Origin of the sequence: Streptococcus sp. sy004 (assembly GCF_007859205.1) — a bacterium.
In the GTDB taxonomy this organism is placed as follows: domain Bacteria; phylum Bacillota; class Bacilli; order Lactobacillales; family Streptococcaceae; genus Streptococcus.
Genome location: NZ_VOHP01000002.1, coordinates 63,266 through 85,143 on the forward strand (window position 1 = coordinate 63,266; position 21,878 = coordinate 85,143).

General features: G+C 38.9%; 24 protein-coding genes. 22 read left to right on the forward strand and 2 right to left on the reverse strand.

Going from position 1 to position 21,878, the window contains the following annotated elements:
- Positions 1–4: 4 nt before the first annotated feature.
- From FRX54_RS03035 to greA, 11 genes are all read left to right on the forward strand, one after another.
- Positions 5–1,693: an ABC transporter ATP-binding protein gene (locus FRX54_RS03035; protein ID WP_398586709.1), complete on the forward strand. Its 1,689-nt coding sequence runs from the start codon at positions 5–7 to the stop codon at positions 1,691–1,693.
- Positions 1,680–2,513 (forward strand): energy-coupling factor transporter transmembrane protein EcfT, encoded by an 834-nt coding sequence (locus tag FRX54_RS03040; protein ID WP_146460930.1) that lies wholly within the window; start codon positions 1,680–1,682, stop codon positions 2,511–2,513. The genes FRX54_RS03035 and FRX54_RS03040 overlap by 14 nt, the downstream gene beginning before the upstream one ends.
- 21 nt (positions 2,514–2,534) lie before the next feature.
- Positions 2,535–3,389: a class B sortase, LPKTxAVK-specific gene (gene srtB, locus FRX54_RS03045; RefSeq protein WP_146460932.1), complete on the forward strand. Its 855-nt coding sequence runs from the start codon at positions 2,535–2,537 to the stop codon at positions 3,387–3,389.
- 171 nt (positions 3,390–3,560) lie between these two features.
- Positions 3,561–4,250 carry an LPKTxAVK-anchored surface protein gene (locus FRX54_RS03050; protein ID WP_146460934.1) on the forward strand — a complete coding sequence of 230 codons (690 nt, stop codon included), beginning with the start codon at positions 3,561–3,563 and terminating at the stop codon, positions 4,248–4,250.
- 75 nt (positions 4,251–4,325) lie between these two features.
- Complete coding sequence (gene srtB, locus FRX54_RS03055; protein ID WP_146460936.1) at positions 4,326–5,165, forward strand: class B sortase, LPKTxAVK-specific; 840 nt, start codon at positions 4,326–4,328, stop codon at positions 5,163–5,165.
- Positions 5,166–5,316: 151 nt separating this feature from the next.
- A complete protein-coding gene (locus tag FRX54_RS03060; protein ID WP_146460938.1) occupies positions 5,317–8,397 on the forward strand; it encodes a DEAD/DEAH box helicase in 3,081 nt (1,026 codons plus the stop codon).
- A 103-nt stretch (positions 8,398–8,500) separates the two neighbouring features.
- The gene (locus FRX54_RS03065) at positions 8,501–9,079 is read left to right on the forward strand and encodes a hypothetical protein (RefSeq protein ID WP_261379620.1); all 579 of its coding nucleotides are present in this window, start codon (positions 8,501–8,503) and stop codon (positions 9,077–9,079) included.
- Positions 9,080–9,096: 17 nt separating this feature from the next.
- Positions 9,097–10,428, forward strand: a complete 1,332-nt coding sequence (murC, locus tag FRX54_RS03070; RefSeq protein ID WP_146460942.1) for a UDP-N-acetylmuramate--L-alanine ligase — start codon at positions 9,097–9,099, stop codon at positions 10,426–10,428.
- A 12-nt stretch (positions 10,429–10,440) separates the two neighbouring features.
- The gene (locus FRX54_RS03075) at positions 10,441–10,932 is read left to right on the forward strand and encodes a GNAT family N-acetyltransferase (protein WP_146460944.1); all 492 of its coding nucleotides are present in this window, start codon (positions 10,441–10,443) and stop codon (positions 10,930–10,932) included.
- A gap of 55 nt (positions 10,933–10,987) precedes the next feature.
- On the forward strand, positions 10,988–12,733 hold the full coding sequence (gene mltG, locus FRX54_RS03080; protein WP_146460946.1) for an endolytic transglycosylase MltG: 1,746 nt from the start codon (positions 10,988–10,990) through the stop codon (positions 12,731–12,733).
- A 93-nt stretch (positions 12,734–12,826) separates the two neighbouring features.
- Complete coding sequence (gene greA, locus FRX54_RS03085) at positions 12,827–13,309, forward strand: transcription elongation factor GreA (protein ID WP_146460949.1); 483 nt, start codon at positions 12,827–12,829, stop codon at positions 13,307–13,309.
- 79 nt (positions 13,310–13,388) lie between these two features.
- Here the strand turns inward: greA and yidC are convergent, their stop codons facing one another.
- On the reverse strand, positions 13,389–14,312 hold the full coding sequence (gene yidC, locus FRX54_RS03090) for a membrane protein insertase YidC (protein ID WP_146460951.1): 924 nt from the start codon (positions 14,310–14,312) through the stop codon (positions 13,389–13,391).
- A 78-nt stretch (positions 14,313–14,390) separates the two neighbouring features.
- The gene (locus FRX54_RS03095; RefSeq protein ID WP_146460953.1) at positions 14,391–14,669 is read right to left on the reverse strand and encodes an acylphosphatase; all 279 of its coding nucleotides are present in this window, start codon (positions 14,667–14,669) and stop codon (positions 14,391–14,393) included.
- 68 nt (positions 14,670–14,737) lie between these two features.
- On the opposite strand from FRX54_RS03095, the gene FRX54_RS03100 reads away from it, so the two are divergent.
- The 11 genes from FRX54_RS03100 (at position 14,738) to scpB (ending at position 21,876) form a co-directional block, all read left to right on the forward strand.
- On the forward strand, positions 14,738–15,481 hold the full coding sequence (locus FRX54_RS03100; protein ID WP_146460955.1) for an RNA methyltransferase: 744 nt from the start codon (positions 14,738–14,740) through the stop codon (positions 15,479–15,481).
- A 36-nt stretch (positions 15,482–15,517) separates the two neighbouring features.
- Complete coding sequence (locus FRX54_RS03105; RefSeq protein ID WP_146460957.1) at positions 15,518–15,985, forward strand: HD domain-containing protein; 468 nt, start codon at positions 15,518–15,520, stop codon at positions 15,983–15,985.
- A gap of 39 nt (positions 15,986–16,024) precedes the next feature.
- Positions 16,025–16,714 (forward strand): Bax inhibitor-1/YccA family protein, encoded by a 690-nt coding sequence (locus tag FRX54_RS03110; RefSeq protein WP_146460959.1) that lies wholly within the window; start codon positions 16,025–16,027, stop codon positions 16,712–16,714.
- Positions 16,715–16,831: 117 nt separating this feature from the next.
- Complete coding sequence (locus FRX54_RS03115) at positions 16,832–17,077, forward strand: YneF family protein (protein WP_146460961.1); 246 nt, start codon at positions 16,832–16,834, stop codon at positions 17,075–17,077.
- Positions 17,078–17,149: 72 nt separating this feature from the next.
- Entirely contained in the window at positions 17,150–17,947 is a 798-nt protein-coding gene (gene racE, locus FRX54_RS03120) for a glutamate racemase (protein WP_146460963.1), read from the forward strand.
- Entirely contained in the window at positions 17,944–18,915 is a 972-nt protein-coding gene (locus FRX54_RS03125; protein ID WP_146460965.1) for a nucleoside-triphosphate diphosphatase, read from the forward strand. Before racE ends, FRX54_RS03125 begins: the two co-directional genes overlap by 4 nt.
- A complete protein-coding gene (locus FRX54_RS03130) occupies positions 18,897–19,415 on the forward strand; it encodes a metallophosphoesterase (protein ID WP_146460967.1) in 519 nt (172 codons plus the stop codon). The genes FRX54_RS03125 and FRX54_RS03130 overlap by 19 nt, the downstream gene beginning before the upstream one ends.
- On the forward strand, positions 19,412–19,882 hold the full coding sequence (gene cbpB, locus FRX54_RS03135) for a cyclic-di-AMP-binding protein CbpB (protein WP_146460969.1): 471 nt from the start codon (positions 19,412–19,414) through the stop codon (positions 19,880–19,882). Before FRX54_RS03130 ends, cbpB begins: the two co-directional genes overlap by 4 nt.
- Positions 19,851–20,606, forward strand: coding sequence for a site-specific tyrosine recombinase XerD (gene xerD, locus FRX54_RS03140; protein WP_186652451.1), 756 nt, complete (start codon positions 19,851–19,853; stop codon positions 20,604–20,606). Before cbpB ends, xerD begins: the two co-directional genes overlap by 32 nt.
- Positions 20,606–21,307, forward strand: a complete 702-nt coding sequence (locus tag FRX54_RS03145; protein ID WP_146460973.1) for a segregation/condensation protein A — start codon at positions 20,606–20,608, stop codon at positions 21,305–21,307. Before xerD ends, FRX54_RS03145 begins: the two co-directional genes overlap by 1 nt.
- 2 nt (positions 21,308–21,309) lie before the next feature.
- A complete protein-coding gene (gene scpB / locus FRX54_RS03150) occupies positions 21,310–21,876 on the forward strand; it encodes an SMC-Scp complex subunit ScpB (RefSeq protein WP_146460975.1) in 567 nt (188 codons plus the stop codon).
- Positions 21,877–21,878 lie beyond the last annotated feature (2 nt).

A 21,878-nucleotide genomic window follows, 5' to 3' on the forward strand; every position in this document is an offset into this window, starting at 1 on the left:
AATGATGACAGACTTGATTGTATTTGATGATTTTAGTTTTCAATATGAAACACAAGCAGAGCCTACTCTGAAAAATATTAACCTAAGTATCCAAGAAGGTGAAAAAATCTTATTGGTTGGGCCGTCTGGTTCAGGCAAATCAACCTTAGGACAGTTAATTAACGGCTTGATTCCTAATCATCACAAGGGAAAAATGACAGGTCGTTTTCTAATGGCGGGTCAGCCTAGCTTTGAACAATCGATTTATGATAAGTCAAAACTGGTCAGTACGGTATTGCAGGATACCGATGGCCAGTTTATTGGCTTGTCTGTGGCAGAAGATATAGCCTTTGCTTTAGAAAATGATCAAGTACCTGAAAAAGAGATGAAAGAAAAGGTCGAGGTGTGGAGCAAACGACTAGGTTTGGAAGATTTGCTACAACACCGTCCACAAGATTTATCAGGTGGGCAAAAGCAAAGAGTGAGCTTAGCAGGTGTTCTAATTGATGAAAGTCCGATTTTAGTGTTTGACGAGCCTTTGGCTAATTTAGATCCTAAATCCAGTCAGGATATGTTGGCTCTTATTGACAGTATTCATAAGAGTGAGAAAGTCACAACCTTGATTATTGAACATCGCTTAGAGGAAGTGCTAGCTGCTTCTGTTGATCGAGTGATTTTGATGGCGGAAGGTGAGGTTATTTTTGATGGGCAACCAGATGACTTATTGCTTACGACTTTATTAAAAGAGCAAGGGATTCGTGAGCCGCTGTATCTTGGTTTTTTGTGTGAACAAGGATTGGACTTGACCTCACTAAGTTCTTTGTCGCAGTTGGAAGGTATGGATTTGCCCAAGTTATCCTTGCCAACGATTGACTCTTATCAATCTTCAAAGCCAAGTGAAGATGTGTTGGTTGTCAAGGATTTAGAAGTGAATTATGGAGAGGCTCGGCCGATTCTATCTGATATTTCCTTTACCGTTAAAAAAGGTGAGCGTCTGGCCTTGATTGGTCAAAACGGGGCTGGGAAGTCCACTTTAGCTAAAGCACTCTGCCAATTTGTTGAATCTAGCCAAGGTCAAATCTTTTATCAAGGTCAAGACATTTCAGCAGATACGATTAAGGAGCGAGCAGAGCGTATTGGTTATGTCTTGCAAAATCCTAATCAAATGATTAGTCAGACCATGATTTTTGATGAGGTAGCCTTAGGTTTACGTTTGCGTCAAGTGAATGAGGCAGACGTAAAGGAACGTGTAGAAAAAACCTTAAAAATTTGTGGCTTGTATCCTTATCGCCACTGGCCGATTGCAGCCTTGTCTTTTGGTCAAAAGAAACGAGTGACCATTGCGTCTATTTTGGTCTTGAATCCAGAAATTATCTTGTTAGATGAGCCAACAGCAGGTCAAGATTTCCGTCATTATAATGAGATTATGGCGTTTTTGGATCAGCTTAATCAAGCAGGCCATACGATTATCATGATTACTCATGATATGCAGTTGATGTTGGAACATAGTGATCGAGCTTTAGTTTTAGCCAAGGGGCAAATTTTGGCTGACGACCAACCAATTCAGATTTTAAAACAAAAAGATGTCTTAACACAAGCCAATCTTTGTCAGCCAAGTCTGTTTGCTTTGGCGGATAAACTTGAGCTTGATGTTGAGCAAGTGGTTCATCATTATATATTGCGCAATAAAGGAGAGCATCATGCAGACAAATAAACTCTTGGGTTACCAACCAGGAACTAGTCCGATTCATCGTTTGTCAGGTGCTAGCAAATTAGTCTTTTTTATCCTTGTTTCAATAGCAGTAATGATTAGTTATGACACACGTTTGCTTGCTTTTGTGGGTTTTGGTTCCTTATTGCTTTTCAAGCTAGCTAATATCAAATGGCGACAGGTGTCTTTTGTGATTTATTTGGTCTTATTCTTTGCATTTTTGAATTTGCTCATGGTTTATCTCTTTGCTCCCAATTATGGGGTCGAGATTTATGGGCAAAAGACTTTACTTTGGGCTGGAATCGGTGCTTATGGCATAAGCAGTCAAGAACTTTTTTATTTATTTAATCTTGCTCTGAAGTATTTCTCAACAGTGCCTATGGCTATTGTCTTTTTGTTGACGACTCATCCTAGCCAATTTGCAGCCAGCCTTAATCAAATTGGTGTCCCTTATAAGATTGCTTATGCTGTTAGTCTGACTTTACGTTATATTCCAGATTTACAAGAGGAATTTTATCTCATTAAGTTATCACAAAATGCGCGTGGATTGGAATTATCTCAAAAAGCTAAATTGTTAGAACGTATTAAAGGGAACTTGTTGATTTTAACCCCCTTGATTTTTAGCTCCTTAGAACGAATTGACACCGTTGCAACGGCTATGGAGTTACGTCGTTTTGGTAAGGGAAAAAAACGAACTTGGTACCAAAAACAAGACTTGAAAGCTGGCGATTATGGCGTCATTGCCTTGGCAATTCTTATCCTAGTGCTTAGTTTTGTGTTGATTTGGCTCAATCAAGGACGGTTTTATAACCCTTGGACTTAAATGACTTAGAAAGAAATGAGTATGTTTAATCAAAAAAGACCGATGTCTGCTTATGTTAAATATTTGTTGCTTGCTTTGTTAGGGTTTGTGTTCGCTTGTGGTCTGATAGTTATGATCAAAAATCAGCAAACCTCAACGGTTTCTACGGCAAGTAGTAGCCAATCCAGTCGTCATCCGACTCAAGATAGTCAAACTCAACAACTCGAGCAATACCAAGTTAGCAGTGAAGAAAAGACTTATCTGAAAGAGCGTTTTGCTAAATTATCAGCAATCAATCCAGAAGTCATTGGTTACATCTATATTCCAGGAACTAAGTTGGATGAACCTGTTGTGCAAACAGGAGATAATGCGACTTATTTGGAAAAAACTTTTGAAGGCACTTATGAACCTTATATGGGGGCAGTCTTTATGGATACCAACAATCAAAAAGATTTCACGGATTCATTGACTTGGCTTTTTGGGCATGCTAGGGGGAGTCTTGTTTCAGATAATCGCATGTTTAACGATGTGAATTTTTATGATGATCAAGCATTTTTTGATCAAAATCCCTATCTGGTATTAGAAACACCTGAGCGCAACTATTATTATGAAGCGACCTATTTTATCATTGTTCCTGAAGCGACTCCGTTATATCGGACATCTTTTGAGAGTAAGGAAGATTTTCGTAAGCAGTTAGAAACAGTGGCAGCAGAATCCAAAGTAAAAAAAGCAGATGCGGTGATTGATCCGCTTGACAAGTATTTGGTATTGTCAACCTGTCGTGAAGAAGACGGCAGTTTGAGAGCCAATCTCTATTTACGTCAAATTCCTGATGAGGAACTCCCACAATTTTTAGCTGAAAATGGAAATAAACTCACCTATGTTCCAACTCGTTAATAAAGAAGAACAACCTAATCATTGGGTTGTTTTTATGGTCAAAAAAGGTCAAAAAAGTTGATGAAAATTTGAAAAAAACGTGCAAAAAACTTGACAAAACGGGGGGGGGGTGCGTTACAATATAAATAGAATCCTATGGGGAATTCTATAAAAAATCGGAGGAGTTCGTTTATGAACAAGAAATTGAAATTAATGTCAACATCACTATTGGCAAGCGTTGCCTTGTCAGTTGCAGCGCCAGCATTTGCACAAGATAACGTTATGGTTGGTGACCAAAACACTGACGTAGCTGCATGGTTAAAATCAGAAGTTGCTAAAGAAACAGCAAAAGAAGAAGCTGTTAAAGCTGAGGTGAAAGCGGCAGAAGATGCAGCAGCAATCATTAAAGAAAAATTGGCTCAACCAGTTCCTTCAGCAGTAGAGGGAGCCGTTAACAATAACGATGCAGCTGTTGATGTTCGTAACCTTGAAGGTGTAGGAAACACAGTTGTTGAAAATGGTTCAGCAAAAGTACTTGATACGAATGAAGTTGATACACGCAACTTTGACGGTGTAGGTAACACAGTTGTTGAAAATACTAAAACAGGTTCAAAAGTAACTGTTAAAGGTGACTCAACAACTTCTGAAACGGCTTCAAGCGAAACAGTAGCAAGCTCAGAAACTAAAAAAGAAACAACAAGTTCAGATAAAAAAGAGTCTGCTAAATCAGATAAGAAGTCAGCAACAGTAGCTAAAGCTGCTTCATCTAAAGCTGGTTCAGCAGTTGCACCTTCTGGTAAATCAAGTTCAGCAAAAGTATCGCCAGCAGCTGCAGCGAAATCTGGTGAGAAAACATTGCCAAAAACATCAGCAGTAAAATAATCTATTTGCTGTCGAAGTAAGGTTAAAGGTTATTCGATAGAATAGCCTTTTCTTTATTAAATAATGGAGGATAATATGTTTTATCAAAATGAACGAAGAAAGCACAGGCAACTCAAATACTTATTAGCAAGCTTATTGGTTGTGGCTGTAGCGATCGGTACATGGTTTGCCTTTGGTGTTAAAAATCCAGTGTCTAATGTGGCTAGCTCTCAAGACACACCAGCACAGACAGTGACCAATCAAGTCACTTATCAACCAAGTGCAGAAGAGCAAGCCTATTTGAAAGAACGTTTTGATGCTCTTTCAGCGATCAATCCTGAAGTGATTGGTTATATCTATGCTCCTGGAACGAAATTAGACGAACCAGTCGTCCAGACAGGTGATAATGCCACTTATCTGGATAAGACATTTGAGGGTAACAATGAGCCTTTAATGGGTGCTGTTTTTATGGATACGGATAATAATAAGGATTGGAATGACAGTTTGACTTGGTTGTTTGGACATGCTAGAGGTAGCCAGGTGCCAGATAATCGTATGTTTAATGATGTTAATTTTTATGAAGATCAAACTTTCTTCGATCAGAATCGTTACCTTGTTCTTGAAACGGCAGAGCGGAAGTATTACTATGAAGCGATGTTCTTTATTATTGTTCCAGAAACGACTGCCTTTTATCGAACTTCTTTTGACAGTGAAGAATCGTTTGCTGAGCAGCTGAATGCAGTGGCTACAGATGCAGTCAGCAAAAAAGAAGGAGCCGTAGTTGAGCCAACAGATAAATATTTGGTGTTATCAACCTGTCGTGAAGATGATGATACCATTCGCTCAAATCTCTATATGAGACGCATCCCAGATAGTGAATTGGAGCAGTTCTTAGCTGAAAATGGTGACAAACTTACTTATGTTCCAACACGCTAAATCAAGGGGGTGGTTACTAAAAATCTATATTCAACACTAACCAGACTTGTGTTCATCAAGTCTGGTTTTTTGTGTCTGGAGTATTGACTGGATTTTTCAGTAAAAGAAAGAGAAATTTGATATAATGAAGGGATAAGGAGGACTGTAAACTATGGTGCGAATGATTCCGAGTCGTGTGAGAAATGAAGGGATATCCCTTTATGAGAAAGGTTTAGTGACGTTTGAAAAAGAAGAAGCGAAAAGTTTATTGTTTCAAGTGGATCAGATGGCCCTTCGATTTTCTTCACAAGAGAGTGAGACGCACTGTCAATGTGATTGTTTTTTACAAAAACAATATTGTCAACATCTAGCAGCTGTGGAACATGCACTTAAAAATGATAAATTGCTACAACCTCTTGTAGAGCAAGAAAAACCTACTCCAGAGTCCGTAGAAGTGGTATCATCACTTGGTAAATTATTTTTGGATCAGCTGGACTTGACTCAAGATAGTGAGAGGTATTATCGCTTGTCAGCATTTGGCGAACCTAGTCCTTATTCTTCTGATTTTTGGTGGACTTTGAAAATCAATCGTTTACCAGATAACCGTCAATATATTATTCGTGATATCAAAAGTTTTTTGCAAGGTCTTCGTCGAAAATCTCATTATCAACTTGGCAAACAGTATTTTGAGCCTTTGTCTTTGGAAAACTTTGATCAAGCAAGTCAACGATTGATTGAGTTTCTTTGGCGCTTACTACCACAAGGTCAGTCTGTACTAGTGGACTATTATTTTCCTAATCAAGCGCGTCACCTTAGCTTGCCTGTTAGTGTCTTTGAACAAGGGTTGCTTTTTTTAGCAGATTTGTACGATTTTTCTTTAGAAATGGATCAGACTAATTATAGTCGAATCACTTTTGCTGAGTTGACTGGAAAGGATGGATTTTATCTCTTTAGGGTAAATAATCAAGAAAATCAGATTGAGCTGATTTGTGAAGCACTGACAGAACAACTGTTTTTTGATAAGGAATACTTGTGGCATCAAGGAACTTTTTATCGTTTAAACAATAAGCAAATGCGTCTATTGACAGCAATACAGAGTTTGCCTGTGATAGATGACAAAAAGAGAATAATTAGTTTTCTAAAATCAGAACAGGCTCAGCTAGCAGCTAGTCTATTGGCGTTTCAAAGTTTGGGTCAGGTAATTGCACCAGAAGAATTTGTGATTAAGGATTTTGTGCCAAGTTTTGATTTGGATATAGCAAATGATGGTCGTCTTGTGTTGAGAACGGTTTTTGATTACGGTCAAGCAGTGGTTCATAATCGTCAAGAATTATCGGCTTTGCCTTTTACCAGTCATTTTGAACATGAACAGGCAGTTTTTCAGACGATTAAGACATGTGGTTTTATTGGTGATTTTATCGCCTATCATCCACCATTAAGGTCATCTCATTTGCATCAATTTTTTCATCAAACCTTACCACAACTACAACAATTGGGATTGGTAAGATTAGCAGAAGACTTAGACAGGCGAAAAAAAGAACTTGCCCCTAACGTTTTAATTGACTATCAAGAAGGGTTGCTTGCGATTTCCTTTGATTTTACAGGTATTACCGAAGATGATGTTGAGTTAGCCATGTCAGCTCTCTTGGCAAATGAGTCTTTTTTTATCAATCAATCAGGTCAATTAGTTGAGTTTGATGACATGACGCAGAAAATTAGTCAAGCCTTGCAAGTTACATCAGTAGAAACGATTGAGCCGGGGAAATTGAGCCTTCCTATTTTAAGTGCTTTTCAACTAGAAAGTCTAACTCGGTCCATGTCGTGCGTGAATTTTTCAGCACCATTTGAACAGTTAGCCTATGATTTAAGGCATCCAGAAGAATTGGAATTACCTGAATTAAACATCAAGGCGAATTTACGTGACTACCAGCAAACTGGGGTTAAGTGGTTAAGTATGCTTGATCGTTATGGGTTTGGTGGTGTCTTAGCCGATGACATGGGTTTGGGAAAAACCTTGCAGACCATTGCCTTTTTGACTTCTCGAATGACTGCAAATACAAGGGTTTTGATTCTTGCACCGTCTAGCTTGATTTATAATTGGCAGGAAGAATGGACAAGGTTTGCTCCAGACGTAGATGTGGCAGTGGCTTATGGTCCCAAATCCTTGCGAGATAAGATCATTGCTGAAGACCATCAAGTAATTATCAGCAGTTATTCTGCCTTTCGTCAGGATGTTTTGACTTATCAAGCCAAGCAGTTTGATTATTTGATTTTGGATGAAGCCCAAATGATGAAAAATAATCAGAGTAAACTAGCACAACAGTTGCGTCAATTTGAAGTCAAACGTTGTTTTGCCTTGTCTGGAACACCAATTGAAAATAAACTGTTGGAAATCTGGTCTATTTTTCAAATTGTTATGCCAGGGCTTTTGCCTAGTCGGTCTAAGTTTTTAAGCTGGTCTGCTCAAATGGTTGCAACAAGAATTTCTCCTTTTATTTTGCGACGAAAAAAAGAAGATGTCTTGCCAGAATTACCAAACTTGATTGAAATCACACATTATAACGAATTGGCTGATGAGCAAAAAAGTATCTATTTGGCACAATTAAGGCAAATGCAAGATCAGGTTGCACACACCTCGACTCAGGAATTTCAAGCTAAAAAAATGGAAATTTTATCAGGTTTGATGAGGTTACGTCAAATCTGTGATACCCCAGCGCTTTTTATGGATTATCAAGGTTCTAGTGGTAAAATCGATAGCCTAATCGAACTGCTCATACAGTTAAAGAAAAACCAACGACGTGTTTTGATTTTTTCTCAATTTAAGGGGATGCTAGACATTATTGAGGGCCTTCTTCAAGACTTGTCTTTGAGTAGTTTTAAGTTGACAGGATCAACCCCGTCAGATAAAAGACAAAACATGACCCAACAATTTAATGCGGGTCAAAGAGATGTTTTTCTCATTTCCTTAAAAGCTGGTGGGGTAGGTCTTAATTTAACAGGGGCAGATACGGTAATTCTAGTAGATTTATGGTGGAATCCTGCCGTTGAGATGCAGGCGATTGGTCGTGCACATCGTTTGGGACAAGAACGACCTGTAGCGGTTTATCGTTTGATAACCCGAGGAAGTATTGAAGAAAAAATTTTAGCTTTACAAGACCGTAAGCGTCATCTGATTACAACGGTTCTAGATGGTCAAGATAGTAAAACTAATCTAAGTTTGGCTGAAATCAAGGAAATTTTAGGGTTGGATTAGCTGAGAGAATGGTTAAGAGCCATTCTTTTTCTCAGTCAAGAAGGCTTTGAAAAAAACTTGGTTTTAGGGTATAATAAACAAGCATAGAAAGGAGGTTTTCTTGATGAAACAAAAAAGATCCTATCCCTTGGTGGCAGATAATGAACCGATTATCACACCAGCCCCTGCCATGAATTTATATGAAAAGGAAGATTTAATCAGTCAAATTCACGGTAGTTATATGGAAAAGTATGATACTAATCCAGTGGTCAATCAACAGCCAATGCAGATGACAAAACAGGTCAACTTGTCTGATGACAAAAGTGGTACTTATTTGGAAGCCATGCGTCAACAGGCTAGGGAAGATGTTAGAAAAAAACGTCAGACCATGATGGCTCAGGAGCTTAAATTAGCACCCAAGTCAAGTTTTACATCAAGTGTTAAGCCTTTAGACAAGGCTAAGGAAACAAAACCCTTAACAACCTTGGGTAAACTAGCACAAGTCTTGCATCAGACAGATTATATCTTGGCTGAGTTACCAACTGTTTATCAAGAACCTAAAAATCTTTCTAGCAAGAATAAACCGAAAAAAAATAATTATGACTTTTTGAAAACCAGTCAAATTTATAATAGAACGATGAATCAAGTTCAAAAAGAGCGTCAGGTGGCACAAGAATTGAATTTGACACGATTTGATGATTAAAAAATGAGGAGAAAATCATGACAAAAATCTATCACTTTATTGGGATTAAAGGAGCGGGTATGAGTGCCTTGGCCTTGATGTTGCATCAAATGGGCCACAAGGTGCAAGGAAGCGATGTGGACAAGTACTACTTCACCCAATATGGTTTAGAAGAAGCAGGCATTACGGTACTACCTTTTGCTGAAGAAAACATTACTGCTGATTTAGAATTGATTGCCGGTAATGCCTTTCGTGAAGATAACAATATTGAACTAGCTAAGGCGATTAAAGAAGGTATTCCCTTCAAACGTTACCATGAGTTTTTAGGTGAATTCATGCGTCAATTTACCAGTCTAGGTGTGGCAGGAGCACATGGCAAGACCTCAACGACTGGTTTGTTGTCTCATGTTTTGAAGAATATTACAGACACGTCTTATCTTATCGGTGATGGAACAGGTCGTGGTTCAGCCAATAGTGAGTATTTTGTTTTTGAATCGGACGAATATGAGCGTCATTTTGCACCTTATCATCCTGAGTACAGCATTATCACCAATATTGATTTTGATCACCCAGATTATTTCACGAGCTTAGATGATGTCTTTAATGCCTTTGATGACTATGCCAAACAAGTGACTAAGGGTCTCTTTATCTTTGGTGGCGATCCACTATTGCGTCGTTTGACGGCTAATGCTCCTATTTACTATTATGGTTTTGAAGAGGATTGCGATTTTATCGCCTATGATTTGGTTAGAACGACTAATGGATCGGATTTCAAGGTGCGTTATGGTCAAAGAGAATTGGGTAACTTCCATGTGCCTGCCTTTGGTCGCCATAATATTTTGAATGCCACGGCGGTTATTGGTAACCTATACATTGCAGGGTTTGATATGAGCCTAGTAGCTGAACATCTTAAAACCTTTGCAGGCGTAAAACGTCGTTTCACAGAAAAGATTGTTAATGATAAAATCATTATTGATGATTTTGCTCATCACCCAACAGAAATCATTGCAACCTTAGACGCTGCACGCCAAAAATATCCAGCTAAGCAGGTTGTGGCCATTTTCCAACCTCATACCTTTACTCGCACGATTGCCTTGTTAGATGAGTTTGCAGTTGCACTTAATGATGCAGATGCAGTTTATTTGGCAGAAATTTATGGGTCAGCGCGTGAAGTGGATAATGGTCAAGTTAAGATTGATGATTTGGCCGCTAATATCACAAAACCCGTTCAAATCATCACGGCTGATAATGTGTCACCTCTTTTGAAACATGACAATGCCGTCTATGTCTTTATGGGAGCAGGTGATATTCAAACCTATGAACATGCCTTTGAACAATTGGTGTCTAGCTTGGCAACAAATACCCAATAATAAGATATGGTTATGCAGATTAGACAAGTTAGGCTAGACGATTTAGAGCGTTTAATGTTTCTGGAAAGAGAGAATTTTCTACCTAATGAGGCTATTACAGAAACAGCCATGCGTGAGCAGATTAAAACGATCAGCGATAGTTTTCTAGTAGCAGAAATAGATAATCAAGTGGTGGGTTATATTACGGCTCATGCTCGTCAAGATAAATATCTAAAAGATGACGTTTTTATGGGAGCAGTTCCCAATCAAGTTGATGGTGGTTATTTCATCATTAGTGCCTTATCGGTAGCTAAAAGTCATCAAGGGCAAGGGATTGGCAGTAGCCTATTAGCAACAATGAAAGATTTGGCAGTGGCCCAAGATCGCCAAGGGCTGAGTTTAACCTGTCATGACCATTTAATTAGTTATTATGTCATGAATGGTTTTGTTGACGAGGGCGAATCAAACACGTCAAATTTAGGTGGTTATCAATGGTATAATCTGGTTTGGTATGCTCCTGCTTGATTTTCCTTGATTTTTAAGGTATAATGGCCTTTGATAAAAATGGGAGGTTGAGAATTTGACTGATAATGATAAGCCAAAAGCTCAAACAGGCCACTCTTTCAAAGAACAGATTTTAGCTGAATTGGAAGAAGCCAATCGTTTGCGTAAGATTCGAGAAGAAGAACTACGACAAAAACAGTTAGAAGCAGAAGAAGCTGCCAAACGCACAGCTCAGCTTTTAGCAGAATATGAAGAACAAAAACGTTTAGAAGAACTACGAACAACAGAAGAAAGGGAAGAGTTAGAGCGTCAAGCACAGGCTGCCCTTGAGGATATTCGTGTTGAAAACTTAGTGACTGACCAAGAGATTGAACTTGAACCAGATCTTTCAGAAACGATTGATTTCAATCGAGATCAAGACTTCTCTCAATTTGTGCCACAAGATGAACCGTTAGAGTTAGTTCAAACACAAAATCTATCTGACCTAGTCGGTCTAGCTGATTTACAGGAAGAAGAGTTATCTGCTTCAGAAGTATCAACTAATCACGGACTAGGCTTGGCACCAGAAGCACAAACAAATCCTGAGATTTTTTCAAGCTCAAATAGAGATGATATGGTGGAACAAGAGGAAGTCGTTGCCTTTGAAGATGAGGATGTCCTTGAAGAAGAACCTGTTTATTTAAGTAAACAGGAACGAACAGATCATTTGGCCAGACGTATTTCTCGTGGCTTGATTGTAGCTATTTTGTTGGTCTTGTTAATCACGGCTTTCTTTGGTTATCGTTATGTTCAATCAGGTATCAATCCGGCTGATAAAACATCAACTGACTATGTTCAGGTTGAAATTCCATCAGGTTCTGGTAACAAAATGATTGGTCAGGTTTTAGAACAATCTGGTGTGATTAAGAGTGGAACAATTTTTAATTATTATACCAAGTTTCGTAATTATACCAACTTCCAAAGTGGTTATTACAATCTTCAAAAGAGCATGTCTTTAGATGAAATTGTAGCAGAACTACAAAAAGGTGGGACAGCAGAACCAACTCGTCCAGCTCTTGGTAAAATTTTGGTCACAGAAGGTTACACCATTGATCAGATTGCTCAAGCGATTACTAGTAATGCCAATACCAAGGACACGACAGATAAAACACCATTTAGCAAGGAAGATTTTCTTGCTTTGATGACAGATAGTAGCTTTATCAATAAAATGGTGCAAAAATATCCGAATTTGTTAGCTGACTTGCCATCAACCACTGATGCTCGTTACCAACTGGAAGGTTATCTTTTCCCAGCGACTTATAACTACTATGAAGAAACAACCTTGGAAGAAGTTGTTGAGGACATGATTGCGACGATGGATAGTCAACTATCGCCTTACTATGATCAGATTGCCGCTTCTGGTAAGACCGTCAATGAAGTTTTAACACTGGCTTCTCTGGTTGAAAAAGAAGGCTCAACAGATGACGATCGTAAGATGATTGCTAGCGTATTCTATAATCGTTTGGCTGAAAATATGCCTTTGCAAAGTAACATCGCTATCTTGTATGCTATGGGCAAATTGGGTCAAAAAACGACTTTGGCAGAAGATGCTGCAATCGATACTGGTATTGCGTCGCCTTATAATATCTATCAAAATCCAGGTTTGATGCCAGGGCCAGTAGATAGTCCAAGCTTATCAGCAATTAAAGCGACCATTGCTCCAGCCAATACGAATTATCTCTACTTTGTAGCAGATGTTAAGACTGGTAGTGTTTATTATGCTGAAACTTATGAAGAACATTCAGCTAATGTTGAAAAATATGTCAATAGTCAGTTAAACTAATGACAAAATAGTAACCATAAAAAGAGCGTAGGGGTTGCCCTGCTGCTCTTTGGTTTTTGAAGAATAAAAAATCAGAAAAGGAAGTGAAATATTATGGCAGAAAAAACCTATCAAATGACCCTAGCTGAAAAAGAACAGCTAGAAAAAGAACTGGAAGAACTAAAACTTGTCCGTCGTCCTGAAGTTGTTGAACGAATTAAAATTGCTCGTTCTTATGGTGATTTGTCAGAAAACAGTGAGTACGATGCAGCAAAAGATGAACAGGCTTTTGTGGAAGATCAAATTTCAACTCTAGAAACCAAGATTCGTTATGCTGAAATTATCGATAGTGATGCTGTTGCAAAGGATGAGGTAGCTATTGGTCGAACTGTTGTGGTAAAACAACTGGATAGTGGTAAAGAAGTAACCTACTCAATCGTTGGTGCTGCCAGTGCAGATATTTTTTCAGGGAAAATTTCTAATGAAAGCCCCGTAGCTCAAGCCCTTATTGGTAAAAAAGTTGGGGATGTGACTAAGATTGAAGCGCCAGGTGGAGCCTACCAATTAGAAATTGTTAGTGTGATTAAAACAGCCTAATCAAAAAGACTGAAGCCCTTAGGTTTTAGTCTTTTTAGTTATTAAAAAAGCCATCTAAATGATTAGATAGCTTTTTACTTTAACGTTTATTACGTTGTTTACCGGCATTACGATTGCTTGGTTGATGAATAGCTTGTGTCATTTGTGGTGTCACATCTTTACGCGTCTTTGGAGCTTGGTAAGCTTTGGGTGGGTTTTTAGCAAATTCTGCCTCTACCTTTTGGCGAAGTTTAGGTTTAAGAATATACATGGTAATGAGTTGTTGGAGGATTGAGAAAATACCACCGACAAACCAGTAAAGTGTCACCCCTGCTGGCATACTAAATGACATCATGACCATCATTAGAGGCGTCATATACATCATGGTTTGCATTTGTTTACCTTGTTCAGGTGACATATTTTGCATGCCTTGCATAGATAACCACGATTGAGCAAAGTACAGTGCACCGACAATTAAGACCAAAATTAAGTCTGGTTGGTCAAGTCGGAACCAAAGGAATGTTTTTCCAGCAATACCTTCAGTAAAGCGAGCAGCATAGAAAAGAGCAGAAAAGAAAGGTAGTTGAATCAAGAGTGGCATACAGCCGATACCACCCAGCATGCTAACGCCATTCTCACGTTGGGCAGCCATAAAGGCTGTTTGGGCAGCTAATTTTTCTTCTTGGGTACTTGCTTCTTGCATGCGTTTTTGCAAAGGCTCAAAAATAGGTTTGAGATAAGCCATTTTTTCAGACTGGTAGCTCGCTTTCCAACTTTGATAAAGTCCTAGTGGTAAAATTAGAAAACGCACAACAATGGTGACAAGGATAATGGCAATGCCAAAACCAAGTCCCATATCATTAGCAAAATATTGGATAAAGCGTCCCATAGGTTCAACTAGTAGGTTATAGACCCAACCTTCTCCTGTTGGGACACCATTTTTTTGTTGGACACAGCCAGCTAAAAGAAACAGAAGGCTCAAGCCGAGTCCTGACTGGAGTAATCGTTTTTGTTTTTTGTTCACTATCATTTCCTCGATTTTTAAGATACCCTTTATTTTACCTTTTTTTATTAAATTTCTCAATAGTTCCTTAGTTGGAATTTAAGAAATGATTTGAAAATCGCTGAATGAAGAAAAATTGGCTGTAGTCACATCCACATAAGTGACCTTAGATAAGGGGGAGGGATTTTTCCGGATTTCTTGGGTAAATTTGGCTAGGAGTTGAGGGTTGTCAGATTGAGCTAAAATTTCAACCGTGCCGTCACTATTATTCCAGACTCGACCAGTGATTCCTTCTAGTTCTAAAGCAAGTCCAAGAACAGCGTAGCGAAAGCCGACTCCTTGAACTCGACCAGAAACTAAGAGACGTAGTTTGTGCATGATGTTCTCCTTTGATTTGTTAATGTTATTATAACATAGCTTGGTCTTAAATATGATATAATGTAAACATGATTGAGATAACATCAAAGGCTAATCCTTTAATCAAGCAAACCAAGAAATTATTACAAAAAAAACATCGCCAATCGTCTTATTTGATTGAGGGTTGGCATTTATTTGAAGAAGCAGTGCGGGCGAAGGCAGAGATTCTCAGGGTATTTGTTGTTGCTGATCAAATTAGCCAGCTAAGAGATTATGAGGGGCAACTGATTCTTGTTTCACCCGAAATTCTTAAAGACTTGTCAACCTCACCAACTCCTCAAGGTATTGTCGCGGAAATAGCTCTACCTAATATGATGCTCCCAAGTCAGTTTAAAGGTAAGTATCTGATTTTGGAAGATGTCCAAGATCCAGGTAATCTAGGAACAATGATACGAACGGCTGATGCCGCAGGTTTTGATGCAGTTTTTATTTCAGAAAAGTCAGCTGATATTTATAATGCTAAGACCTTACGTTCTATGCAAGGTAGTCATTTTCATCTTCCCATTTATCGTGGGAATGTCTTGACTTATCTTAACCAAATGCAAGCAAGTGGTGTAACCTGCCTAGCAACAACCTTGTCAAAAAAATCCGTGGATTATCGCAGTCTGTCTGACTTGAGTAATTTTGCCCTGGTTTTTGGTAATGAAGGTCAAGGGATTTCGCAAGACATGACCAACCAAGCCGATTTGTTAGTTCATATTAACATGCCTGGTCAAGCAGAAAGTCTGAATGTAGCTGTTGCTGCGGGCATTTTGATGTTTAGTTTTATTTAAGACCGATAGACTAAAATTAGCGACAGAGGTTTAATAATGACAAAAAATTATCAAAAAGATCGAGAATTTATGGACTACGTGGGTCATTTGATTGCTCATCCGAGATTTCAAAAGTTGGCACCGATTGTCCAACATCAGCATTCGACACGATTAGAGCATTCGATTAACGTTGCCTATACGAGTTATAAAATTGCTAAAAAATTTGGTTGGGATGCGAAAAGTACGGCTCGTGGTGGTCTTTTGCATGATTTCTTTTATTATGATTGGCGAGTGACAAAATTTAATAAAAGTCATGCTTGGGTTCATCCTCGAATTGCTGTTCGCAATGCTAGAAAACTCATCAATCTCAACAAACGTGAAGAAGATATTATCTTGAAGCACATGTGGGGAGCAACGCTGGCTTTTCCTCGTTATAAGGAAAGCTATATTGTGACCATGGTTGATAAATATTGGGCAGTTAAGGAGGCCTTAACTCCTTTTAGAAAATACTTGGCTAAAAAATGACCAAGAATATTGAAAAAGTAAAATTTTAGGAGAAGTAAGATGAATCAAACCATTACTTATACACAAACAGATACCGGCTTGGCTACTTTTTATGCCAAAATTTATGGTTTAGTTGGCATGGGAATAGGCTTATCTGCAGCAGTGGCAGGACTAATGTTGTATGTTTTTCCTGCCAATATGCAGGTGATTTTGACAAACTACCCTTGGCTTTATTATGGGGGGATGTTTCTTGAAGTTGCTCTTGTTTTTATTGCTAGTGGGGCAGCTCGTAAAAATACTCCGATGGCTTTACCTATTTTCTTGGGCTATTCTGCTTTAAATGGTTTTACCATGAGCTTTATGCTATTAGCCTACGCTCAAGCAACAGTTTTTCAAGCTCTATTATCGTCAGCTCTTGTTTTCATGGTGATGGCCGTTCTTGGTCGTACCATTAAAAAAGACTTGTCGGGCATGAGAAAGGCGACAATGGCAGCCTTAATTGGTATTATGATTGCTAGCTTGGTGAATATTTTCTTTGCTAGCAGTTTGATGTCTTACGTGGTGAGTATTATCTCTGTCTTTGTTTTTTCTGGCTTGATTGCTTATGACAATCAATTGATTAAACGTGTTTACCTTCAACAACAAGGACAAGTAACAGATGGTTGGGCGATTTCGATGGCTCTAAGCCTTTATTTAGACTTTATCAACCTGTTTCTCAGCCTGTTGCGTATTATGGGTAGAAATGATTGATGTTTAATAAATAATAGTCACTGGAAGATGCTTCCAGTGATTTTGTTTGGAGATAAATTTTGTTATTTTACTGAATTTTTGATATAATGGGTTGGTAAAAAAATTAGGAGAGAAAAGATGTCAACATTTCTTTGGATTGTAATTGTAATCATTGCTTTTTTTGGAGGGCTTGTAGGTGGAACCTTTATCGCTCGTAAGCAAATGGAAAAATATTTGGAAGAAAACCCACCACTTAATGCTGATGTGATTCGTACCATGATGAGCCAAATGGGTCAAAAACCAAGTGAAGCTAAGGTGCAACAAGTTGTCCGTCAAATGAACAAGCAACAACAAGCTGCTAAAACAAAGGCTAAGAAAAAATAACTGATGGGGAGCAGGGAAGGGATTTTCTGCTCTTTCTTTGTAGTAGCAAGTAAGACATAAAGTGGAGGTCCTATGGATAATCGGCCGATTGGTTTTTTAGATTCTGGTGTGGGTGGTCTAACGGTAGTGAAAGAGTTGATAAGGCAGCTACCTCAAGAAGAGGTTGTCTATATTGGTGACTCAGCTAGGGCACCTTATGGGCCTAGATCTGCTGAACAAATTCGTGACTTTACTTGGGACTTGGTTAGATTTCTTTTAACCAAAGATGTTAAAATGATCGTTATTGCCTGTAATACAGCAACTGCTGTTGTCTGGGAAGACATTAAGGCAAAATTAGAAATACCTGTTATCGGAGTTATTTTACCTGGAGCAAGTGCTGCTATTCAGACCAATCAAGGTGGTAAAATCGGAGTGATTGGCACCCCTATGACCATTCAATCAGATATTTATCGTGAAAAAATCCAATTACTTTCTCCACAAACAGAGGTGATGAGCCTATCTTGCCCACGATTTGCTCCCTTGGTTGAGTCCAATGAAATTAGTTCTAACTTAGCCAAACAAGTGGTTTATGAAAGCTTGATTCCGATGATTGATCAAGGAGTGGATACCTTGGTTTTGGGGTGTACACACTATCCCTTGTTAAGACCGCTTATTCAAGAAGCAGTAGGAGATGGGGTAAGTCTAATTGATAGTGGGGCAGAATGTATTCGTGATGTGTCTGTCTTGTTGAATTATTTCCAACTAAATCGCAGTTGGCAAGAGGGAGAACCCAATCACCGTTTTTATACGACGGCCAGTGCTAAAATTTTCAAAGAAATTGCTGAAAATTGGTTAAAAATCGAGATAAATGTGGAGCATGTTGACCTATGAGTGAAAAATTATATGAGTATAAGACAGAAGAAGACTGGTTTGTTGCCAAATGGGGAGTTGCAGGTCCCTCAATCCATTCTTTTGTTGATTATCCAAAAACGATGTATGATAACTTAAACCATATCTTATTGGGAGAAGAATCTTCTGTTGCTTATGATCTGTTTGTCATCAAACTATCCTCAAATTTGGCTTTAGTTCAGTTTATCTTGGATATGCTCAATCAAGAGCAAGGACGTCAGTTGACTTTGACTTCTTTTAAGGGGTTAATGGTCATCTCCGAGCAAGATAAGATTTTATGGATTCAGCCGGCTAAGTCAACGGTCAAGCTGTCAGAGTTATTGGCTGGTGAAACAAGGGGATTGGATAGTAATCTCTTAATTGCAACTCGTAATGAGGGCAAAACCAAGGAATTCCGTGACTTGTTTGCTCCTTTGGGCATATCTGTGCAGAATCTCAATGATTATCCTGATCTACCTGAAGTGGCAGAAACTGGGATGACCTTTGAAGAAAATGCTCGTTTGAAAGCCGAAACCATTGCCAATTTGACTGGTCAAATGGTCTTGGCTGATGATTCTGGCTTAAAGGTTGATCTGCTAGGCGGTTTACCTGGGGTCTGGTCGGCTCGATTTGCTGGTCAAGATGCTGATGATCAGGCTAATAATGCCAAACTTTTACATGAACTAGCTGTGATTACAGACTTGAAGCGACGTTCAGCCCAATTTCACACCACCTTGGTTGTTGCAGTGCCAGAGCGTGACAGTTTGGTCGTGTCAGCCGAGTGGGAGGGCTATATTGCCTTTAGACCAAAGGGGGAGAATGGTTTTGGCTATGATCCAATCTTTTTGGTGGGAGAAACAGGGCAAACAGCCGCTCAATTATCAGCTACAGAAAAAAATCAGCAATCTCATCGTGGGCAGGCTGTGAAAAAACTAATGGAGGTCTTTCCAAAATGGCAACTTACACTCTAATTGTGATGAGTGATTCTCATGGCAATAAAGCCGTTGTGCAAAGTATCAAAGACTATTATCAAGGTAAGGTGGACGCTATTTTCCACAATGGGGACTCGGAACTACCTAGCAACTTGCCCTTATGGGAGGGGATTCAAGTCGTTGGTGGAAATTGTGATGGCGGAGATTATCCGGAACGTTTGGTGACGGATTTTGATGGATTAAGGGTAGCTCAAACTCATGGCCATCATCATTTGATTAACTTATTTTGGGATCGTTTGAATCTATGGGCTCAAGAAGAAAGAGCAGACATTTGTCTTTATGGTCATCTGCATCAGGCGAGTGCTTGGCAGGAAGGGCAGATTGTTTTTGTTAATCCTGGCAGTGTTGAGCAACCTCGTGGAGAGGTTAGAGAAAAGCTTTATGCTAAGATTGAGGTGACAGGAGATAAGATTAAGGTGGATTTTTTTGATTTGAATCACCAGCTTTATGCTCCTTTATCAAAGGAATTTCAACGATGATTGCAAAAGAATTTGAAGAATTTTTATTGGCTCACATGGAAACCTATCTGACGCCAGAAGAAGAATTGGCCCTTTTTATCGATACGCATAATGTGGGTCATGTTCTACTCTTGTTGAGTAATAACGGTTTTTCTCGTGTGCCAGTTATGACTAAGGATAAAATCTATGTTGGCACCATCAGCATGTCAGACATTATCCACTATCAAAAGGAACATGAGCTGTCTGAGATAGAAATGGCTGATTTGAATATTGGCTTGATGGTCAATAAGGAACTGCCGACTGTGGCTTTGAATGCTAATCTGACAGAGGTCATGCACAAATTGGTAGATGCGTCCTTTCTGCCCGTTTTACAAGACCATACCCTTGTTGGGATTATTACGCGTAAGTCGATTCTCAAGGCTCTAAATAGCCTGCTTCATGATTTCAAACATTATTATGACATTAGCCCAAAATCACCTCAAGAATGAGATTGCCCAGTTTTTGAATCAACGACAACTGGCTAAAAATTCCTATCAGGCCTATGCTTATGATTTAGACCAGTTTTGCCAAGTGGTTGCTGAACAGATTGATAGAAGTAGCTTATCGCGTTATGAGCAGTTTTTATTACCCCTCAAGGCTTCAGCTAAAAATCGTAAGTTGTCTGTTGTCAATCAGTTTTTATATTACCTTTATCAATCAGGTCAACTCCAAACGTTTTATCGCTTGACCAGTCAAGAAAAATTACCAAAACCAAGTAAAGAGACAAAACAAGTGGACTTGTCTGGTCTTTATCAGGAAAAAGAGAAAGACATTGGTCAACTGTTAGCCCTATTTATTGTAGAGCTTGGTTTGACGCCAAGTCAGATTTTGTCCTTGGAAGTAGGATGGTTTGAGCTTGAGTTGAGAATTTTACGCTTGGTCAATAAACAACAGGTGAGAATTTTACTCTTGTCTGAACGATTTTTGACTTATTTTTCCCTGCCACAAAATCAAACCTATGTTTTTGAACATGGAGGGAAGCCCTATTCACGGCAATGGTTTCATCGTGTGTTGACGACATATCTTAAAAACAAGGGTTTAACAAGCCTGACGGCTCATTCTTTGCGTGAAGAACACATCAAACGGCAACTGGCAGCAGGACTTGATTTGTCAACCCTAGCCAAGCGTCTAGGACTAAAATCCCCCATCACTCTGGAGAAGTATTATCACTAATGGACATAAAACTAAAAGATTTTGAAGGCCCCTTAGATTTGCTTTTGCACTTGGTTTCCAAGTATGAGGTGGATATTTATGATGTGCCTATCGTTGAAGTGATTGAGCAATATCTGACCTATTTAGCCACGTTGAAAACACTGAAATTAGAGATTGCTGGTGACTATATGGTGATGGCCAGTCAGCTTATGTTAATCAAGAGTCGTAAGTTGCTACCTAAGGTGGTAGAAAGTCAGCCTGTTGAAGAAACGCCTGAGTATGAACTTTTGAGTCAGATTGAAGAATATGCTCGTTTTAAGGAGCTAAGTCAAGAGTTGGCTGCCCAGCATGAGCAGCGAGCCCGTCATTTTTCAAAAGCCAAGCAAGAATTGATTCATGAAGAAATCAGTTTGAAACAAGATAAGACACCGCTAGATTTGTACCTTGCTTTTGCCAAGATTATGGCTAAAAAACAGGAAGAATTTAAAACTAGTCATACTTTGATTGAAGCTGAGGATTATCGGATTGAAGACATGATGGTTTGGTTGGAAGAAAGATTTGCGCAAGCCAAAAAACTGAGTCTGTCACAATTGTTTTCGCAAACGACAGCTGTCAATGAGTTGATTACCTTATTTTTAGCCTGTTTGGAATTGATAAAAATTGGTCAGCTATCCTTTAGCCAAGCGGTCAATTTTGGTGAGATTTATTTGGAGAAGGAGTGAACATGGCAAATGATTTAGCAGCTTTAGAAGCACTCTTGTTTGTGGCTGGAGAAGATGGTCTTAGTTTAAGACAGTTGACAGAATTATTAGATGTGCTTCCCTCAGCTCTTTTGCAACAACTAGATCAACTAAGTGACAAATATCAAAATGATGAAACATCAAGTTTGTCTTTGTTACTCTCAGCCAATCGTTATAAGTTGGTCACAAAAGACGTGCATGCGGACTTACTTGGTCGTTATGCCCAAACACCAATCAATCAAAGTCTATCACGAGCTAGTCTAGAAGTTTTATCAATCATTGCTTATAAACAACCGATTACTCGGGTGGAAGTAGATGCGATTAGAGGGGTCAATTCCAGTGGAGCTATTAGCAAGTTACAGGCTTTTAACTTGATTGAAGAAGCTGGAAAAAAAGATGTCTTGGGTCGTCCCAATCTCTATCGGACCACGGCTTATTTCCTAGATTACTTGGGAATCAATGAGTTATCGGAATTGATAGATGTGTCAGATTTAGCTGTGACGGAAGAGCCAATTTCGCTTTTTAATACAGAAGATTTAGCAGAAGAATAAGG

What these genes read in the sequence shown, in the direction of transcription:
- FRX54_RS03130 (WP_146460967.1), top strand. Translation starts at nt 18,897, where the DNA reads ATGGCAACTTACACTCTAATTGTGATGAGTGATTCTCATGGCAATAAA.
- FRX54_RS03060 (WP_146460938.1), top strand. Translation starts at nt 5,317, where the DNA reads ATGGTGCGAATGATTCCGAGTCGTGTGAGAAATGAAGGGATATCCCTT.
- FRX54_RS03115 (WP_146460961.1), top strand. Translation starts at nt 16,832, where the DNA reads ATGTCAACATTTCTTTGGATTGTAATTGTAATCATTGCTTTTTTTGGA.
- FRX54_RS03105 (WP_146460957.1), top strand. Translation starts at nt 15,518, where the DNA reads ATGACAAAAAATTATCAAAAAGATCGAGAATTTATGGACTACGTGGGT.
- FRX54_RS03035 (WP_398586709.1), top strand. Translation starts at nt 5, where the DNA reads ATGACAGACTTGATTGTATTTGATGATTTTAGTTTTCAATATGAAACA.
- FRX54_RS03040 (WP_146460930.1), top strand. Translation starts at nt 1,680, where the DNA reads ATGCAGACAAATAAACTCTTGGGTTACCAACCAGGAACTAGTCCGATT.
- FRX54_RS03100 (WP_146460955.1), top strand. Translation starts at nt 14,738, where the DNA reads ATGATTGAGATAACATCAAAGGCTAATCCTTTAATCAAGCAAACCAAG.
- FRX54_RS03050 (WP_146460934.1), top strand. Translation starts at nt 3,561, where the DNA reads ATGAACAAGAAATTGAAATTAATGTCAACATCACTATTGGCAAGCGTT.
- greA (WP_146460949.1), top strand. Translation starts at nt 12,827, where the DNA reads ATGGCAGAAAAAACCTATCAAATGACCCTAGCTGAAAAAGAACAGCTA.
- srtB (WP_146460936.1), top strand. Translation starts at nt 4,326, where the DNA reads ATGTTTTATCAAAATGAACGAAGAAAGCACAGGCAACTCAAATACTTA.
- FRX54_RS03125 (WP_146460965.1), top strand. Translation starts at nt 17,944, where the DNA reads ATGAGTGAAAAATTATATGAGTATAAGACAGAAGAAGACTGGTTTGTT.
- FRX54_RS03110 (WP_146460959.1), top strand. Translation starts at nt 16,025, where the DNA reads ATGAATCAAACCATTACTTATACACAAACAGATACCGGCTTGGCTACT.
- xerD (WP_186652451.1), top strand. Translation starts at nt 19,851, where the DNA reads ATGACATTAGCCCAAAATCACCTCAAGAATGAGATTGCCCAGTTTTTG.
- FRX54_RS03065 (WP_261379620.1), top strand. Translation starts at nt 8,501, where the DNA reads ATGAAACAAAAAAGATCCTATCCCTTGGTGGCAGATAATGAACCGATT.
- srtB (WP_146460932.1), top strand. Translation starts at nt 2,535, where the DNA reads ATGTTTAATCAAAAAAGACCGATGTCTGCTTATGTTAAATATTTGTTG.
- FRX54_RS03145 (WP_146460973.1), top strand. Translation starts at nt 20,606, where the DNA reads ATGGACATAAAACTAAAAGATTTTGAAGGCCCCTTAGATTTGCTTTTG.
- FRX54_RS03075 (WP_146460944.1), top strand. Translation starts at nt 10,441, where the DNA reads ATGCAGATTAGACAAGTTAGGCTAGACGATTTAGAGCGTTTAATGTTT.
- racE (WP_146460963.1), top strand. Translation starts at nt 17,150, where the DNA reads ATGGATAATCGGCCGATTGGTTTTTTAGATTCTGGTGTGGGTGGTCTA.
- murC (WP_146460942.1), top strand. Translation starts at nt 9,097, where the DNA reads ATGACAAAAATCTATCACTTTATTGGGATTAAAGGAGCGGGTATGAGT.
- cbpB (WP_146460969.1), top strand. Translation starts at nt 19,412, where the DNA reads ATGATTGCAAAAGAATTTGAAGAATTTTTATTGGCTCACATGGAAACC.
- FRX54_RS03095 (WP_146460953.1), bottom strand. Translation starts at nt 14,669, where the DNA reads ATGCACAAACTACGTCTCTTAGTTTCTGGTCGAGTTCAAGGAGTCGGC.
- scpB (WP_146460975.1), top strand. Translation starts at nt 21,310, where the DNA reads ATGGCAAATGATTTAGCAGCTTTAGAAGCACTCTTGTTTGTGGCTGGA.